Origin of the sequence: Paenibacillus sp. SC116 (assembly GCF_024733555.1) — a bacterium.
In the GTDB taxonomy this organism is placed as follows: domain Bacteria; phylum Bacillota; class Bacilli; order Paenibacillales; family Paenibacillaceae; genus Paenibacillus_B.
Genome location: NZ_JANIOF010000001.1, coordinates 2,401,589 through 2,418,719, shown reverse-complemented (window position 1 = coordinate 2,418,719; position 17,131 = coordinate 2,401,589). Strand labels below are relative to the sequence as shown.

Here is a 17,131-nt window from a genome sequence, read left to right as displayed (position 1 = left end):
GGTACCACGGCAGCAGCAGCCTGTCGTCTCTTTAGGAGACGGCGGGCTTTTTTGTATGCACAGGGCTACAAAGTGGATACTCACGTAATCATCATTACATTCCATATTAAATACAACATCTAACGAGATACAATCACAATCACAATCACATACCTTGGATACATGCAATGAACAAGAGTAGTAGAGCGGTAATGCCCTTTCAGAGAGCTGCGGGTCGGTGCGACGCAGTAGGGAGACGTTCGAACTCGCTTGGGAGCAAGAATGGCTGATAGTAGCTTTCGCACAATGCGATAAGTTGGAGCAAGCCGTTCCGGAACCTCGCCGTTATGAGGATAAGGGGGAATACGAGGCATACACAGCCAACACGTGTTCCAACAAGAGTGGTACCGCGGCAGGTCTGTCGTCTCTTAGGAGATGGCAGGCCTGTTTTTTTGTACCTGAACAAAGTTCAGTCACGATCCAATTTCAAATTCCAATAAACGAAAGCGAGGAGCATGAACATGACGAACACGATTTTTACGGGTAAAGGTCCAGTAACGAACGAGGAAAAGAGACGCATTACGATTTTCGATACGACGTTGAGAGATGGGGAGCAGGCGCCAGGCGCCGCACTTCAGTGCGAGCAGAAGCTGCTGCTCGCAGATAAGTTGGTGCGCTTGGGCGTCGATGTGCTGGAGCCTGGATTCCCTGTCTCCAGCCCAGGAGAATTTGAGGCGGTGCAGCGCATTTCCCGCCTTTATCCGCAGGTTGAAGTTTGCGGATTCGCGCGTGCCGTGCGCGGTGATATCGACGCGGCTGTAAAAGCAACCGCAGATGCGGAAAAGCGCCGCATCCACTTGTTTATCTCCGCGTCTGATATCCATCTCACGCATCAGCTGCGCATGACGCGTGCTGAAGTCAAACAGCGCGCTCGCGATATGGTCGCCTTCGCGCGTCAATTCGTCGACTGCGTCGAGTTCAGCGCGATGGATGCTACGCGCGCTGATAGGGGCTACTTGGCGGAGCTAGTAGAAGCCGCCATCGAAGAAGGAGCCGGCATTATCAACTTGCCCGACACAGTCGGGTATGCCATGCCGCATGAATTCGGCGAAATGTTCCGTTTCGTTCGCCAGGAAGCGCGTGGCGCTGAGAACGTATGCTTCAGCGCTCACTGCCATAACGACCTTGGCCTTGCAGTAGCGAACAGCCTAGCTGCGATTGAAGCTGGAGCGAATCAAATCGAAGTCACCGTCAATGGCGTCGGCGAGCGTACGGGTAACTGTGCATTGGAAGAATTGATCATGGCTTTGGATACGCGCAAAGACTACTGGCAAATGGAAACGAATGTACAGATGGAGCACCTGTACGATGTTTCTCGCAGCGTAAGTCGCATGATGCATATGCCGATTGCATTTAACAAGCCAGTCGTCGGTCGCAATGCGTTCCAGCATGAGTCTGGTATTCATCAGGACGGACTGTTGAAAAACCGCAACACGTATGAAATTATGGATCCTGTCCGTCTTGGCATTCCGCATGAGCTGATCGTGCTTGGCAAGCATTCAGGGCGACATGCCATTAAACATAAAGTGAAACAATATGGAGTTGATCTTACTGCGGAGCAGCTTAATGATGTTTACGATCGCTTCAAGCAATTTGCAGACAATCAAAAGGTTGTGACGGATCAACAATTGCTGACCTGCGTAGGCGAGGCACTTGATCAAGAGTGGGGACGTTTCAAGCTTGTTGATGTACAGGTAGTGGCAGGAAGTTCCCGCGCAAGAGTAGCAAGTGTCACGATCTTCAATATTCATCAACAAATCGAGCACACGTATGCAGGTATTGGGGCTGGCCCTGTAGAGGCGCTTATTCGAGCGATGCAGCAGGCGCATGGCAATGAGATTGGCTTTGAGGACCTAGAGCTGCATTCCCTTACATCTGGTGAAGAGGCTGTGGGAGAAGCTGCGGTTACGGTACAGGTGAATGGTCATTCCTATCGCGGAACAGCTGCTCATTGCGACATTATGCTTGCGATAGCAGAGGCTTATATGGCCGCATGCAATCAAGCTTGGAGCAGTGCTGGGTTGTCAGATAGTGAACGTGAAGAAACGGAAACACAAAAGTCAGCTGTGGAAGGGTAGAACCGACCTGAGGACGCGAACATGCGAAAACAGAGTAAAAGCGACAAAGTGTGACATTCTTCATGTGGATAATAGTTATCCACATATTAGATATTTTATGGGGAAAAGTACCATGGGTCTAACTGCCATAAGGAGTTGGGTACGAAGAAAATAGGGGATCATTTTTTCATGTAACATTTTCAATATTGTGGATAGTGTGCATAAAACGGTGGATAAGATTGGATATGTTGTTGAAAATACTGGTATTAAGCGAAACTAGCGAATCTCATTTATGTATGGAATGTAAATAAATCCAATTTATGTTGTGAATAAAATTTACCATCCACATATTACCTCTGAAGAAGATCGAAAATGAAAAATAGAGAGCCCACTGTATTCTCGTAGCGTACGAAATACAGTGGGCTCCTATCTATTTACGACATTTTCCGAGGGTCATGTCGATTATACAATTACATCCAAGATTACATACAAGCTTCCCAGTCTGCATAATGCTGTGCTAGCTGAGTTTTCTTCTGCTGCATTTGCTCTTGAATCGTTTGAATACGAACATAGTCGTTGTAGACTTCAGGGTCAGCCAACTCTGATTCCAACTGCTCGATTTCCGCTTCCAACTCTGCAATTTTAGCTTCTAACTGTTCCGCTTTGCGCTGGCGGGCACGTTCATCGCGCTGCTTCTGCTTGTCCAACTCGAATTGGGCAGCGCCGGAACGTCCAGCAGTATCTGAAGAAGCGTCATTGCTGGCAGTTGAGCCGGAAGTAGGTGAAGTCGATGTATGCACAGTAGCAGGTGGTGTCTTTCCACGCTGCGCTTGCTCAGCAGCATCTTCTTCTAGCTCCTGCTTCTTCGTTACATAATCATCGTAGTTGCCGAAGTAGGAGATGGCACCTTGTGGCGTCAACTCTACAACTCGTTCAGCCATCTTATTTAAGAAATAACGGTCATGTGAGATAAACAGCAATGTGCCTTCATAATCCATCAAGGCCGCTTCCAGCACTTCCTTGCTAAATAAATCAAGATGGTTCGTCGGCTCATCAAGAATGAGCATATTTGCTTGCAGCAGCATCAGCTTAGCCAAGGCAACACGAGCCTTCTCACCACCGCTTAGCGAACCAACCAGCTTGAGTACATCATCTCCGCTGAATAAGAAACTGCCAAGCACCGTGCGAATACGCACTTCATCTAGGTGTGGATATGAACTCCATACTTCCTCTAGTACAGTATTGCTCGGATTTAGTGCTTCCTGTTCTTGATCATAATAGCCAATGGACACATGCGTGCCCCATTGGAATTGTCCTTTATCCAACTTATGTTTACCGATAAGGCTCTTGAGCAGCGTTGACTTACCAATCCCGTTAGGCCCGATTAACGCGACGGTTTCACCGCGATCGAGATCGAGTTGTACATCCTTGAATAGCGGCTTGTCAGGCTCATAAGAAACAGATGCATCTTTCAAGCGCAGTACGTCACGTCCGCTCGTTCGTGTAATCTCAAATGAGAAGGAAGCTCGCTTAAGGTCGCCTAATGGCTTGTCGACGCGCTCCATGCGATCCAATGCTTTACGGCGGCTCTGAGCGCGCTTGGTAGTAGAAGCGCGAACAATATTACGCTGAACGAATGCTTCCATCTTTGCAATATCTTCTTGCTGCTTCTCGTACTGTTTTAGCTCTTGCTCGTATTCAGCAGCTTTTATTTCCATATATCTGCTGTAATTGCCCGTATAACGCTTCGCTTGATTACGCTCAATCTGCACGATGCCTGTCACCATGGCATCTAAGAAGTAGCGGTCATGAGATACCACGAGCACAGCGCCTGGATAGGAGCGAAGGTATTGCTCCAGCCAAGTTAACGTATCAATGTCCAAGTGGTTCGTCGGCTCATCCAGCAATAGGACGTCTGGCTGCTGCAGCAGCATGCGAGCCAAGGCAAGGCGTGTCTTTTGTCCACCGCTTAACGTATGAATGGGCGTATTCGGGTCCATAGAACCGAAGCCCATACCGTGAAGAATGCCGCGGACGCGAGCTTCCATAGCATAGCCGTTCTGATCACGGAACCAATCGGATCGTTCTGAATAGCGGTGCATCGTTTCTTCATAGCGAGCAGCATCTTGCGCCAGCTCTGGATCTGCAATTTGCTTCTCCAACTCTCGCAGCTCAGCCTCGGCCTCGATCAGATGCTGGAACACACTTATCATTTCATCCCATATGGACAAATCGGACTGCAGGCCGCTATTTTGTGCCAAGTAACCGATTGTCGTCTCTTTTGCTTTGTATACATGTCCCGAATCGGGGGATAGTTCATCGGCAATTATTTTAAGCAGGGTAGACTTTCCTGCGCCGTTAACTCCTACTAAACCCATTCTTTCACGGGCTTGGATATGAAAAGATATATCTGTTAATACAGGCGTAATGCCGTAGTATTTCGTAACTTTATTTACTTGAAGCAGCATACTAATTCTCCTCCGTATCAATAGCTGATTATAGTGTACATGAATTCTTGGAAAACGACCACAAACGTTCGCATATCGGTAGCCGTAGCGGCGTAAGGGTGATACACTTAAAGGAGAAAATCATAAATGTGCTTATTATGAAGCAGCCGAAATCAATAAATATTTTCATGTGTGAATGATGGCCTATGTTTACTTGGCAGGAGGTGAGAGCTATTGGTAGAGCTTAATGAAGATGAGCGCAAGCTTGATGCTTCTTCTACGTCATCTTCCAAGCATGTGCTTCGCGTCCAGCTAAAGTCACGCCGATCATCGATGATGGTTCAAGAACGTAAGCAGGCAAGTGAACAAGCTTGCACGCATGCTGAGCGCTGGCTAAGGCAGTTAAGGCAAAATACCAATAGACCGCTGCGGGTGTTTGCCTATATGCCATTTGGTCAAGAGTTGGATATCGTACCTTTGCTTATGAAGCTTACTCAAGAGGGCAATGAGGTCTATGTTCCTGTTGCACATCAAGCAAACCGTGATATGAGCTGGTATGTATGGCACCCTGACGTGAAGATGCAGACAGGGACGTATGGCATCCAAGAACCAGAACAAACGGTTCCCGCATTGAGCACTGAACGATTCGTTGATGTTGATGTCGTGCTCGTGCCTGGGTTGGGATTCGACCTAGCTGGAGGCAGAATAGGCATGGGTGCGGGCTATTATGACCGCTTCTTAGCGAAGTTGAAGCAGGAACGCGCGAAACTACCTTTTATCGCTGCGCTTATTTACGAGTGGCAGCAGGTAGAAAGTGTACCGATGGAGACTCATGATGTGCCTGTACATCTCATTATTTGCCCAGATGGTGTACAATGGACATATGCAGGCATAGCTTGTGGGAAGGAACGGTGAATGATGGACGTGTTGACGCATTTTAACGAGCAAGGACATGCGAAAATGGTTGATATTACAGGCAAAGATGTAACGAAGCGAACAGCTACAGCTCGCACAACCGTTCGTATGGACCCCGTGACGCTCCAGCGTATTAAGCAAGGTCAGATCGAAAAAGGGGACGTGCTGGCGGTTGCGCAGGTTGCTGGTATTATGGCTGGCAAACAGACAGCGCAGTGGATTCCAATGTGCCACCCTCTTATGCTTACAGGTATGAATATTACGTTCTCAGACAACGATGAAGATACATTGACTATAGAAGCGGAAGTGAAGACGACCGGCAAGACAGGTGTCGAAATGGAAGCGCTGACGGCGGTATCCGCAGCTGCGCTAACCGTATATGATATGTGCAAGGCTCTCCAGAAAGATATCGTCATAGGGCCAACTTACCTCGTTGAGAAGTCAGGCGGGAAAAATGGCGACTATCGATTTGAGGACGAGCAGTAAGGTTAACGGTCGGGAGGAGGATTGGTTATGAATTGGAAAGTAGCGCTATTGACCGCAAGCGATAAAGGATCTCGCGGTGAACGGGAAGATACGAGCGCACAGGTTATTCGTGAATTGGTAGAAGAGGAGCTGGGCGGTGTTATCGTGGACTATCGCATCGTGCCGGATGAGATGAATGATATTTCAGCATCCTTAATTGAAATGGCGGACTATCATAAAGCAGATTTGATTCTGACCACAGGCGGCACAGGTCTTGCTCCCCGAGATGTGACACCTGAAGCGACACTAAAGGTAGTAGATCGGATTGTGCCAGGCATAGCAGAGGCAATGCGATTTACTTCCATGTCGAAGACGCGTAGAGCTATGCTGTCGCGTGGTGTATGCGGCATTCGCAATCGTACGCTCATCATCAATCTGCCAGGAAGTCCAAAAGGCGTCCACGATAACTTAATGGCCGTTATTGATCAATTGCCTCATGCTCTTGAGGTAGCGAGCGGACGTTACCATGATCATGATTAAATCACCCCTGCAACCATAATCCGTGCAAGTGATGGCTATAAAAAGATTTCTTTTGCTCATCTACGATAAAAGTTGGTATTTTATAGGCGAATGTTGTGGTATGATGATTACAGCATTTGTATGTAGACATGGGTGAAAGGAGTCGATCCAGGTATGCCATCCGGTATAGGTATTCCAGGACTTATTCTTATCTTGATCTTGGCTTTACTGCTGTTCGGACCTAACAAGCTGCCTGAACTTGGCCGTGCGTTCGGTCGGACACTTCGTGAATTCAAGGCTGGCGCACGTGATGTTATGCGAGATGATGAGGATAACAAGGGAACGGAACGCAAGGAAGTTCAAGCCGAGTCCACAGTTGTGTCTTCATCTTCTAACGTTTCGAATGGACAAGCCACATCTTTGTCCAATGAACCGCCAAGTCAGTCCAGCCCTTCACGTCGCCTGCCAGAGTAATCGCACAGCATGGCGAGAGGGAGCGGGTAGCTGCCAGCAGAGCTGGGGCTTCCATTTATGGCGTGAAACAGCGTTGTACGGAATACTGCAAGAACAGGTTGGTGTGTAAGCATGTCGCAAGATACTGAACAACAGTTATCTGTTATCGAGCATATTACGGAGCTGCGCAGACGTATTATGTATATTGTGGCTGTGCTAATCGCCGGGCTTATCGGCGGTTTCTTTTTGGCTGAACCGCTGTTCCAATATGTGATTAGCCGACCTCCGGCTGATGTCTATACGTTCAAGAGCTTTTCACCTTGGGACGGTGTAGGTATTTATATGAAGTTTGCTTTTCTCGTAGCCCTATCGTTAACACTTCCTTTCATTATGTATCAGCTGTGGGCATTTGTTAGTCCAGGCTTAAGGAAGCATGAGAGAATGGCAACTTTGAAGTACATACCTTTCGTATTTGTATTATTTATAGCAGGGATGTGCTTCGCTTACTATATTGTTGCACCGATGGCGTTCCAGTTCACGGCGAATGTGAACCAACAGCTGGGGTTACAAGAGCTTTACGGGATTACACATTACTTAACGTTCTTGTTTAATCTTGTGCTGCCGATGGCCTTACTGTTTGAACTGCCCTTGGTGATTATGTTTTTGACAGCTATTCGGATCTTGAATCCACTACGGCTGCGCAAAATGCGGCGGTTTGCCTACTTCGGATTGGTTCTTATCGGGGTTTCTATATCGCCCCCGGATTTTATTTCTGATATTTTGATAACGATTCCACTTATTTTGCTGTATGAATTCAGTGTACTTCTATCTTCCTTCATCTATCGCAATCAGCTAGCTAGAGATAAGGCATGGGAAGAAGAGTTCGAAGCAGGACATCAGCATTCTTTAAGCTAGGTACGATCTCTCAGCTCAAGCCATAACAAGCGACATTGCTTATAAGTGGCTTGGGCTGTTTTTTTTGATATGTTTTCGGGCATGATGGTGAAGGTGTTTGCAAGCCGTGTCGGAACATGGCGGATAGGCTCACAAGGCATTTTTATTATAAAAAATGATGGCTTACTACTTGCAAACTAGACATAAAATCAGTATCATAGAGATTGTTATTAGCACTAACCGAGTACGAGTGCTAATAATGACGAAGTGGTTTACTGGAGCGTGCTACATAAGTAGTTGCTGCTCTAACTATATAATCTTTTGAGTAAGAAGGAGGCTATTTTTCATGATCAAACCTTTAGGAGAACGCGTATTGATCGAAGCAATCGCGAAAGAAGAAACGACTGCATTTGGTATCGTATTGCCAGATACAGCAAAAGAAAAGCCGCAAGAAGGCCGTGTTGTAGCGGTAGGCAGCGGTGCAATCAAAGACGGTCAACGTATTCCGCTTGAAGTACAAGAAGGCGATCGTGTCATCTTCTCTAAATATGCTGGCACAGAGATCAAATTCGAAGGCAAAGAGTATTTGATTATGAAAGAAAGCGACATTCACGCTATTCTTGGGTAATTGCCTACACATACTTACTTGTAAATGAAACCGTCGTGAGCGGCGGGGTAAATATAGCACAATCAATTTGAACTGTTCAGGGAGGGTTTCACAATGGCTAAAGAAATCAAGTTCTCAGAAGACGCACGCCGTGCGATGCTTCGCGGTGTTGATACACTTGCTAACGCGGTTAAAGTTACACTTGGACCTAAGGGCCGTAACGTGGTATTGGAAAAGAAATTCGGATCTCCACTTATCACTAATGACGGTGTAACAATCGCTAAAGAAATCGAGCTTGAAGATGCATTCGAGAACATGGGTGCTCAACTCGTTAAAGAAGTAGCTACAAAAACAAATGATGTTGCTGGTGACGGTACAACGACAGCGACAGTTCTTGCTCAAGCGATGATTCGCGAAGGCTTGAAGAACGTTACTGCTGGCGCGAACCCTATGGTTCTCCGCAAAGGTATCGAGAAAGCAGTTAAAGCTGCAGTAGAAGAGTTGCAATCTATTGCGAAGCCAATCGAAGGCAAGCAAAGCATTGCTCAAGTAGCTGCAATCTCCGCTGCTGATGACGAAGTTGGCCAATTGATCGCTGAAGCGATGGAGAAGGTCGGCAAAGATGGCGTTATTACAGTAGAAGAATCTAAAGGCTTCTCTACAGAGCTTGAAGTCGTAGAAGGTATGCAATTCGACCGCGGCTACATCTCTCCTTACATGATTACTGACACAGACAAGATGGAAGCAGTTCTTGACAATGCATACATCTTGATCACTGATAAGAAGATCTCCAACATTCAAGAGATTCTTCCTGTACTTGAGAAAGTGGTTCAACAAGGTAAGCAGCTTGTTATCATCGCTGAAGACCTTGAAGGCGAAGCACTTGCAACGCTTGTTGTGAACAAACTTCGTGGAACATTCACTTGCGTAGCTGTTAAAGCTCCAGGCTTCGGCGACCGTCGTAAAGCAATGCTTCAAGACATCGCTGCATTGACTGGTGGTCAAGTGATTACAGAAGAGCTTGGTCTTGAGTTGAAATCTACGACTGTGGAGCAACTTGGTTCCGCGCGTCAAATCCGTGTGACTAAAGAGAACACAATTATCGTAGACGGTAGCGGTGCGAAAGAAGATATCGACGCACGCGTTAAACAAATCCGTACACAATTGGAAGAAACAACTTCTGAGTTCGACAAAGAGAAATTGCAAGAGCGCTTAGCTAAATTGGCTGGCGGCGTAGCAGTTATCAAAGTCGGCGCAGCTACAGAAACAGAATTGAAAGAGCGCAAGCTCCGCATCGAAGATGCTCTTAACGCAACTCGCGCAGCAGTTGAAGAGGGTATCGTAGCTGGTGGTGGTACTGCACTCTTGAACGTATACAATGCAGTTGCAGCTGTTCAAGTTGGTGGCGACGAGCAAACAGGTGTGAACCTTGTATTGCGTGCACTTGAAGCTCCAGTTCGCACAATTGCTGAGAACGCTGGTCAAGAAGGCTCCGTTATCGTTGAGCGCTTGAAGAACGAGAAAGTTGGCGTTGGTTACAATGCAGCTACAGGCGAGTGGGTTAACATGCTTGAAGCAGGTATCGTAGACCCTGCGAAAGTAACTCGTTCTGCGTTGCAATACGCGGCTTCCGTTGCAGCTATGTTCTTGACTACAGAAGCGGTAATCGCTGACAAGCCAGAAGAGAACAAACCAGGCATGCCTGATATGGGCGGCATGGGTGGAATGGGCGGTATGATGTAATAAGGACGTTTAGTCCCTATATCATGTGCCTAGCAGAATGAATTTTCGTTCAAATTGAACGAGAGTTTATGGAGCAGTCACTGATTATAAATGATGAAAACCACTTCTTAATTTTATTAAGAAGTGGTTTTTTGTTGTTAAAGTTAGAATTTGAACATTTTCCAAATCATCATTGAATTGATCTGCATATTTGAAAGTTGGTGAAATTATGTTAAAATGTTTCATCGTACAGAGATGCTTCTGTGAAACTCTTCAACAACTGACCTCGAAACAATTTTCCCAACACATACAAGTATGCTCATCTTAGAATATTACCTTATAAGAATTGTTTGCTTAAAATTTTAAAGGGTGTGAATGAAAATGGATGTTTCATTTGCAGACATGGTCAGACACTACAGAACACAATTAAAGTGGACAATGGACATATTATCAGAGAAGTCAAAAGTGAATAAAGGAACTATATCAAAAATTGAAAACAGAGATGTTAAAAGGCCCGAGTATAAGACAATTAAATCTCTTGCCACTGCTTTGCAAATTCCGTATGCGGAATACATAAAGGCTTATATCCCTTTAGAGCGAAACTCAGAAGTAATACTAAATATATTACAAGAAGCCATTACGATATCTGATTCTTCATTTCTTATCTCAGATATCGCCACGAAATATTTAGAACTTCCGCACCTTGATAGCTATGATGCTATCGAGCAACTATATTTTTTAGCCAATGAAGTTAAAGATACCTCAATTCAAATTTCATTATATAAGACAATAGCTAATTATTCGCGTAGTCATGGTGTCGTATTCTTTCTGGCAAGATCACTTTTACAAATGTACTATATTGAACGAAATGATTTCACGCGTTTACGAGAAACGTATCAGTCGGGAAGGTACATTTTAAACTATACGGATATTTTTAATAATCGTGAGCGATTGGGTTTCCATTATGGCCTGGCAGTTCATGCGTATACACTGCGCTTATATAATGACAGTGTTAAGCTCTGTGAGCTTATTATTAACGACAATAATTCAGAAGGGACAGGCGAGAAAGTTCATGCTCTATGCATGTTTCGATGCTCCAATTATTACTTAGGTAATTATAGTGTTGCAGAGAAGTGTTTGATTCAAAGTGATAAATATACTTCTCCATACACCAAAGACAATGACATGCTGCTAAGAGCATTACTTAATGCTAAGAAAGGGAATGCAGAACTGGCACATTCACAATTCGAAGAATGTCTAGAAAAATGTGCTAAAAGTTTTATTGTTTTTGTTGTAAATGAGTTTCTTTCATTTTGTTTGTTCCAGAAAGATATACTTAAAGCTGAGAATCTCATTAAAACCTATGAACAGAAGATAGATGATTTAGAACGAAATAACCCACTTAGAAGAACAGAATATGCTTTCTTTAGAAAACTGGTTTTGATTTTCCACGGATAGAAAGTTAATAAAGATATGGACAGACACTAAAGCTGGTGTCTGTTTTTGTTTCTTCTGGAACTTATTTATTTAAGAGGCTAGCAACAAAAGTTATATTATTTTCAGGGAGAGGGAATATATGGTGGGCGATCGAGGGGTTCGTCCACCGATATATGATTGTTTAGATGAAGGTGATGGGGAATGCTTGGAAGATATTGAATACCTACGATTTCAAATGAATCAAGCTTATAAGAAGGGCTTAGAATTGACCAATGGTGAGATGATTGAAATGAGTCAAGACTTGGACAAGTTGTTGTTAAAGTACCAAAGGGAGTGTACTACGAATGAAACATCCAGTTCTACAGCATCTATTTTATTATCGAGTTTAACTTTTTTAGAATTTTTATCAGCTTTCCCTATTATTATATTTACTTCATCGTCTAAACCTTGATTGTACTTAAACATTATATATGACGGTGTACTTAAATGGCAGTTACTCTATTCCACACATACGAATTTCCACTCTTGTTAATAACACCCAAGGAAAAGAACTTTTCATTATTTTCAATCAGCCTGTAATGCTTACTCTTAAATTCTTTACTTAACACTAATGTTGCCTTTTCAGACTTTAGTCCATAATCCGTTGCATCACTTAATGATGAAAATTGCATTGCATCTACATCACCATTAGATTGAACACAAGCCGTAATTGCAAACAGTAACATGATAGCTAGGGCTAATGCCAAACTTTTTTTATCATAGTATCACCATCATTGTTCAATATGTTCCTAAATGGAAATGAAGACTATAGTTTGAAGTTCGTAGATTTTTTCTTGAGTAATGCAATTAAGAGAAGAATTATTCCGCCTGCTAAAGATGCTACAACGAAGATGTTATCAGTAATAGAAGGATACGCCGGCGTAGTGTCATACCCTCCTTGTTGTCCAATTACTGCAATATATGAACCTATCCTAGCTGCTACACGCTCTAATGTGTGTAAAAGACCCGAGAATACAATAAGAACTAATCCCACCACAGAGTATTTCATAAAATCACATCCTTTTTCTTGAATTATTCTGGTTTTTCTATCCAGTATATATTATCACATTTCATGCTGGATATTAAAATAAATAACCATTAAGGAGTTGTATTGCAGTGAAGAAGAAAGTCATCGTCGAAACTATTGTCTCTTATCGTGATGGACCCGTTGGCGAAAGCTTGCGGATATGGAGTTTATTTTTGTGCAAGACCAAGCCTATGAACGGAAGATTAAAATAAAGACGGATTGCACTTTAAATTATATTAGGAGGTATTTTTAGTGAAAAGAGTCATTTTACTTTGTACTGTATTTTTAATGTTATTCACAACTACAGCGTACAGCACTAATAGCCAAAATATCGAAGTTGAAAAACAATTAGGTGAAACTAATACTGAACTTTTGCTCGAATTGGGTTATACACAATTTGATATCGACACTTTCGGAGAAGCAAATTCAACTGCAAGGACGATAACAAACAAATCTATCTCGGGTATTGATTTGAAAAAATACGCTCAACTCGGATATACAAAGACTCAAATAGAAGAATTCGGGACTCGGGATATTGAGTACCTCAAAAACCTCGAAGGTGAACTTATTGCAGTTGATAAGAAATATATGAAAATCGAATCTGGGAAAGTGAGTGAAATTACTAAAGAAGAATATGATCAGAGCACACAAGAATACTCCAATTTAGCAGTCGTCTGTGATGCCGCTGACGTCTGTTCTGATACCGAACCAAGTCCCAATTGGCTTACATTGACCACTACTATTTCAAAAGTTCAAAATCCACGACCTCAACAATATTTAGTCCAACATAATTTTGCTTGGACTAAAAAACCCTATTATACTTTTAAAGATGCATTTGGAGTTGCCCATCATGTTAGTATGTCACCAGTTCAGGATAGCGAATATTTTAAATATACAGCTGATGAATATTATTCAAGAAATCCAATTATAGGTTTAGGTCCTTGGCATGCTAACGGTACTAAGGATACTTGGTATATGTCCGCAAATGATAAGACTGGTGGTATGGGATTTGAATTTGATTTATATAATGATTTCGCCCAATTGATAAATGGAAAGGTTAAAAAATGGGAAAACCATCGGGGTACTATGGCTTACAGAGTCATTCGTAATAACAGTACATTTACTAGTGCTGATTTTTCAGGACATTATATCCATACGGAACAGAGCTTCACAGGTTCGATAGGTTTAGATATTTCAGGCACTGGATCTTTCTCAATTTCAGCTAACATTACTAAATCACCCGCAACTCAGACCGGAGTAACATTTAATTACTGACAACCTGTTCATACAGTACATTGAAATGTTATTCTCAATGTACTGTATTTCTATTTAAGAAGAAGGGTGTGTTCTAAATGACGGCAATTATTATCATCTTATTGATCCTCATTCTTTTTATGCAATTTCATATTAATAGCAAAATACCCCCTCGTAATTATGCAGAAGAAGCGGAGCAAAAATACAAACAAAATAAGGAATAGCCGTTGTAGGGCTGGATAACATTATATAGTTAAACTTAGATCCTAGAACGGTAGCGTCAAGAATTTTGTGTAAATGAAAATAACCTTCTCTTGTAAAAGACTGTGTTAGTCTCTGGCGGTGAGCATGGCTGCAGGCAGTCTACGACAACATACGGTCCGTATAAGGGATCTTATCAAGAACCTACTTATTATGTAGAGTGGAGCCGCGACAATAATAAAGGTAATTACTTTGACAAGCCGTGGCTCATTAAGCTAAGGTTCCCACGGCTTGTTTAATAGTATGTCTACTCCTAGCATTACCGTTTAATTAATTTAGGGAGGGAATCAATGAGGAAGTATATAAGGAATTACGTTGAACTAGTATCTAAGAGAACAGTATCAAGTAATATTGCAAACTTCATTAGTAATCTTGTACTAATTATTTTTCTCTTCTCTGTAGGATATATAAATGGGTATTTAAACAATGTACTGGTATTAATTTTCGTAATGATTTTTAGTACTGTTTTTTTAGTAAGGGCATTGATTGCTCTTTATTACGTTATAAAGAAAAAGTAGATATGACTTAAAAACCACGGAATTGAAGTCTTTTTCCTTTGCTAATACTAGGCCCATTATCAGAAGAGTAAGGTTGGAGAGGTTTTGCTTTAAAGAGATTATTAAACATTGTAAGTCCTAACATGGCGAGTTTAATCATTGGGGTAGTGTGGTCTTTATGGCACTTGTCATTGTTTTATATCGCAGGTACGAATTATCATGAGCATCAACTGTTGTTTTTTACTTCCATGATAACGATCACGAGCAGTTGTTTCATTTTTACTTATATCTATATCAAAACAAATCAGAATTTGTTTACGGCAGTATTATTTCATTGGGCGTACACCTTTTTTTTAGATGCGGCACACAGTGGTATTGTAAGGACGGATTTATTTAATGCACTTCAATTTGTACCAGCACTTCTAATTGGATTAGTATTTTCATTTTTGTTACATGGGATCAAGCGTTCAGCTTCAAACGATGAATATAAAACAAGATTAGAAGAGACTAAGAAGTTGCATATATAACAGAATTAATCCTCAACCTAGGAGCTCGCATGGAGGCAGCTCCTTTTTGCTTTGTTAAAGTAATGGACAGGTTAGTGGAGCAGAACAGATATGACAAGAGAAATCGAAACAACGTGTTCGTGTGGCAAGCCAATCTATAAAGATGAAGCTGCCTTAACCGTTGCTTTTTTTATTGTCCAGTATAACTATTCTGGTAATATGATTACTTTACTTGGTACTCTGATTACCACTTAATCCAAACCTATTGATGGTTTATTGCCTATGTTTAATAATGAGATCATAGGGCGCCCTAGAAAGTTAAGAGATGACCGTGTCAATTGATAGAGAATGATCAACAATAGGTTTTTCAGGGGAAATTTCTATTCGCGGAGGTAGATCATTATGAAGAAGAAAATCGTTGCAGGCATTCTAGGACTTACATTGGCAGTTGGATTGTCTACATCAGCTTTTGCAGCTCCATTTGATATATATAAAGAATTTAATGATGGAAATAACGGCAGTTTCGATGGAGCTGAAAATTATAGACAAACCAATTCTGTCGAAATACAAGGTAACGCGTCTTCGGAAAGAGATGATGATTACTATAAGTTTGTCGCACCTAATTCGTTACGTTATGAATTTGAGTTGACTGTGGATAGAGATTTGACGGCGAACACAGATAATGCAATAGTTACGCTATATGATAGTGCGAAAAATATTGTGAAAACTAATCGTTTAAGAAGTGATAATACGATACTATTCAGATCAAATTTAACAGCAGGTGAAACTTATTATGTGAGAGTAGAAAGTAATTACAGTGCTCGCAACAAAACCTTTAATTACAATCTTCTTGTGCGAGAATAGAAATAAATATATGCCGTATATATGGAGTCGCTGTTTATTCAGCGGCTTTTTATTTTGGGAACAGTCATGGGGTAATAACATTCGTAAATGAATGAATAAATGGCGAAACAAACCCCCATTGAAATCGACGTTAAGTCCATTCAATGGGGGCTTCCTATTTACACATTCACTCTGCACAGAGTATTTTGAAAATGAATAACGCTATTACACGTGTTTATTTGCAACGATAACGAGTTTGCCTCTATCTAGCTGCTCTTCTGCACGATCTGCTTCATGTGCAGATAGGCCGACTGCTTGCATTTTGTTGCGGAGCTCGTCTCCGCGAGAATTAAACATATTTTTCATGCTGTCAATAAAGCCTTGCTCGCTCATTCCCACTTCTTCGGTATGCAGTGCATCTGAAATATGCTCGCCTCTTGCTTTAGAATGAGCGAAAATATAAATTTCATCTCGTGAATATCCTTGCATTTCTAGTCTCTCTACTTCTAGTTTCGCTTGCTTTACGTTTTCTACTGTTAGATTTACTTTCATGATAAATCCCTCCAATTATAATTATTAATCTATTAATGATTAGGTCAATTAGCTAAATCAGTAGATGGGTCTATCGTTATCTACGAGTACCAAAATCTTACCTTCGTTAACATGCGCACTATACAAATGTGCTTCTTCCTCTGGTAGTCCCAAGCCGATAAGAGCACCTGCCAGTCCACCAACTCCAGCTCCAGCGGCTGCACCTGTTAGACCTGCTAGAATGGGTCCGGCCGCTATAAGCGGTCCGACACCAGGGATAGCAAGTGCACCCACTCCAGCAAGTAAACCACCTAAGCCACCGAGTAGGCTGCCAGTTACAGCACCAGTTGCTGCTCCCTCTGCTACGTTTGTCCCTGTCTCATTTGCGATATGAGTTGTATCTTCTTTATTCTTACTAATTATAGAAATTTCATTGGTTGCATATCCTTGTCTTTTTAGCTCTTCAATCGCGGAAATGGCTTCAGATTCTGAATGATAATAGCCTACTATTTTTTGCTTCTTCATGTTTGTAGCACCTCCAGATTTATTTTGAGCTTGTTGCTCGCTTGGTTAATTTAGAAATACCCGCGCTCTGATTTTTTAAAACATTTCTACGAG

General features: G+C 42.5%; 18 protein-coding genes, 1 pseudogene and 2 other annotated features (1 of these 21 only partly in view). Of the genes and pseudogenes, 14 read left to right on the top strand and 5 right to left on the bottom strand.

Translation table 11 applies throughout. The features are described from left to right. Window positions 1–34 (top strand) — a binding site (T-box leader) (it extends 325 nt beyond the left edge of the window). A 124-nt stretch (window positions 35–158) separates the two neighbouring features. After that, window positions 159–411, top strand: a binding site (T-box leader). Between the two features lie 89 nt (window positions 412–500). Further along, window positions 501–2,117: a 2-isopropylmalate synthase gene (locus NQ117_RS10555; protein ID WP_258277895.1), complete on the top strand. Its 1,617-nt coding sequence runs from the start codon at window positions 501–503 to the stop codon at window positions 2,115–2,117. Window positions 2,118–2,578: 461 nt separating this feature from the next. Here NQ117_RS10555 and NQ117_RS10550 read toward each other — a convergent pair whose 3' ends face one another. Continuing rightward, window positions 2,579–4,564 (bottom strand): ABC-F family ATP-binding cassette domain-containing protein, encoded by a 1,986-nt coding sequence (locus tag NQ117_RS10550; RefSeq protein ID WP_258277894.1) that lies wholly within the window; start codon window positions 4,562–4,564, stop codon window positions 2,579–2,581. Between the two features lie 213 nt (window positions 4,565–4,777). Between NQ117_RS10550 and NQ117_RS10545 the strand changes: the two genes are divergently transcribed. From NQ117_RS10545 to NQ117_RS10505, 9 genes are all read left to right on the top strand, one after another. Further along, window positions 4,778–5,458, top strand: a complete 681-nt coding sequence (locus tag NQ117_RS10545) for a 5-formyltetrahydrofolate cyclo-ligase (protein WP_258277893.1) — start codon at window positions 4,778–4,780, stop codon at window positions 5,456–5,458. A 3-nt stretch (window positions 5,459–5,461) separates the two neighbouring features. Then, on the top strand, window positions 5,462–5,944 hold the full coding sequence (moaC, locus tag NQ117_RS10540) for a cyclic pyranopterin monophosphate synthase MoaC (protein WP_258278229.1): 483 nt from the start codon (window positions 5,462–5,464) through the stop codon (window positions 5,942–5,944). A 27-nt stretch (window positions 5,945–5,971) separates the two neighbouring features. Further along, complete coding sequence (locus tag NQ117_RS10535; protein ID WP_258277892.1) at window positions 5,972–6,463, top strand: MogA/MoaB family molybdenum cofactor biosynthesis protein; 492 nt, start codon at window positions 5,972–5,974, stop codon at window positions 6,461–6,463. Between the two features lie 153 nt (window positions 6,464–6,616). Then, a complete protein-coding gene (locus tag NQ117_RS10530) occupies window positions 6,617–6,916 on the top strand; it encodes a twin-arginine translocase TatA/TatE family subunit (RefSeq protein WP_258277891.1) in 300 nt (99 codons plus the stop codon). 111 nt (window positions 6,917–7,027) lie between these two features. Continuing rightward, on the top strand, window positions 7,028–7,810 hold the full coding sequence (gene tatC, locus NQ117_RS10525; protein ID WP_258277890.1) for a twin-arginine translocase subunit TatC: 783 nt from the start codon (window positions 7,028–7,030) through the stop codon (window positions 7,808–7,810). A gap of 325 nt (window positions 7,811–8,135) precedes the next feature. Beyond that, window positions 8,136–8,417: a co-chaperone GroES gene (groES, locus tag NQ117_RS10520; RefSeq protein ID WP_028593286.1), complete on the top strand. Its 282-nt coding sequence runs from the start codon at window positions 8,136–8,138 to the stop codon at window positions 8,415–8,417. Window positions 8,418–8,510: 93 nt separating this feature from the next. Then, entirely contained in the window at window positions 8,511–10,139 is a 1,629-nt protein-coding gene (gene groL / locus NQ117_RS10515; RefSeq protein WP_258277889.1) for a chaperonin GroEL, read from the top strand. A gap of 360 nt (window positions 10,140–10,499) precedes the next feature. Further along, window positions 10,500–11,576, top strand: coding sequence for a helix-turn-helix domain-containing protein (locus tag NQ117_RS10510; RefSeq protein ID WP_258277888.1), 1,077 nt, complete (start codon window positions 10,500–10,502; stop codon window positions 11,574–11,576). A 118-nt stretch (window positions 11,577–11,694) separates the two neighbouring features. Continuing rightward, window positions 11,695–12,006 (top strand): aspartyl-phosphate phosphatase Spo0E family protein, encoded by a 312-nt coding sequence (locus tag NQ117_RS10505; RefSeq protein ID WP_258277887.1) that lies wholly within the window; start codon window positions 11,695–11,697, stop codon window positions 12,004–12,006. A gap of 31 nt (window positions 12,007–12,037) precedes the next feature. Here the strand turns inward: NQ117_RS10505 and NQ117_RS10500 are convergent, their stop codons facing one another. Beyond that, window positions 12,038–12,301 (bottom strand): hypothetical protein, encoded by a 264-nt coding sequence (locus NQ117_RS10500; RefSeq protein ID WP_258277886.1) that lies wholly within the window; start codon window positions 12,299–12,301, stop codon window positions 12,038–12,040. A gap of 59 nt (window positions 12,302–12,360) precedes the next feature. Continuing rightward, window positions 12,361–12,603: a hypothetical protein gene (locus NQ117_RS10495; RefSeq protein ID WP_258277885.1), complete on the bottom strand. Its 243-nt coding sequence runs from the start codon at window positions 12,601–12,603 to the stop codon at window positions 12,361–12,363. A gap of 107 nt (window positions 12,604–12,710) precedes the next feature. Here NQ117_RS10495 and NQ117_RS10490 point away from each other — a divergent pair, with 107 nt between their 5' ends. From NQ117_RS10490 to NQ117_RS10480, 4 genes and pseudogenes are all read left to right on the top strand, one after another. Continuing rightward, window positions 12,711–12,833 (top strand): hypothetical protein, encoded by a 123-nt coding sequence (locus NQ117_RS10490; RefSeq protein ID WP_258277884.1) that lies wholly within the window; start codon window positions 12,711–12,713, stop codon window positions 12,831–12,833. A 40-nt stretch (window positions 12,834–12,873) separates the two neighbouring features. Further along, on the top strand, window positions 12,874–13,896 hold the full coding sequence (locus tag NQ117_RS10485; RefSeq protein ID WP_258277883.1) for a hypothetical protein: 1,023 nt from the start codon (window positions 12,874–12,876) through the stop codon (window positions 13,894–13,896). An 844-nt stretch (window positions 13,897–14,740) separates the two neighbouring features. Then, window positions 14,741–15,160 (top strand): annotated as a pseudogene (locus tag NQ117_RS24170) (CPBP family glutamic-type intramembrane protease); the annotation flags it as partial. Window positions 15,161–15,541: 381 nt separating this feature from the next. Beyond that, a complete protein-coding gene (locus NQ117_RS10480; RefSeq protein WP_258277882.1) occupies window positions 15,542–16,003 on the top strand; it encodes a hypothetical protein in 462 nt (153 codons plus the stop codon). A 204-nt stretch (window positions 16,004–16,207) separates the two neighbouring features. Here NQ117_RS10480 and NQ117_RS10475 read toward each other — a convergent pair whose 3' ends face one another. Continuing rightward, on the bottom strand, window positions 16,208–16,534 hold the full coding sequence (locus NQ117_RS10475) for a YflT domain-containing protein (RefSeq protein WP_258277881.1): 327 nt from the start codon (window positions 16,532–16,534) through the stop codon (window positions 16,208–16,210). 57 nt (window positions 16,535–16,591) lie between these two features. Further along, a complete protein-coding gene (locus NQ117_RS10470) occupies window positions 16,592–17,038 on the bottom strand; it encodes a general stress protein (RefSeq protein ID WP_258277880.1) in 447 nt (148 codons plus the stop codon). Between the last annotated feature and the right edge of the window lie 93 nt (window positions 17,039–17,131).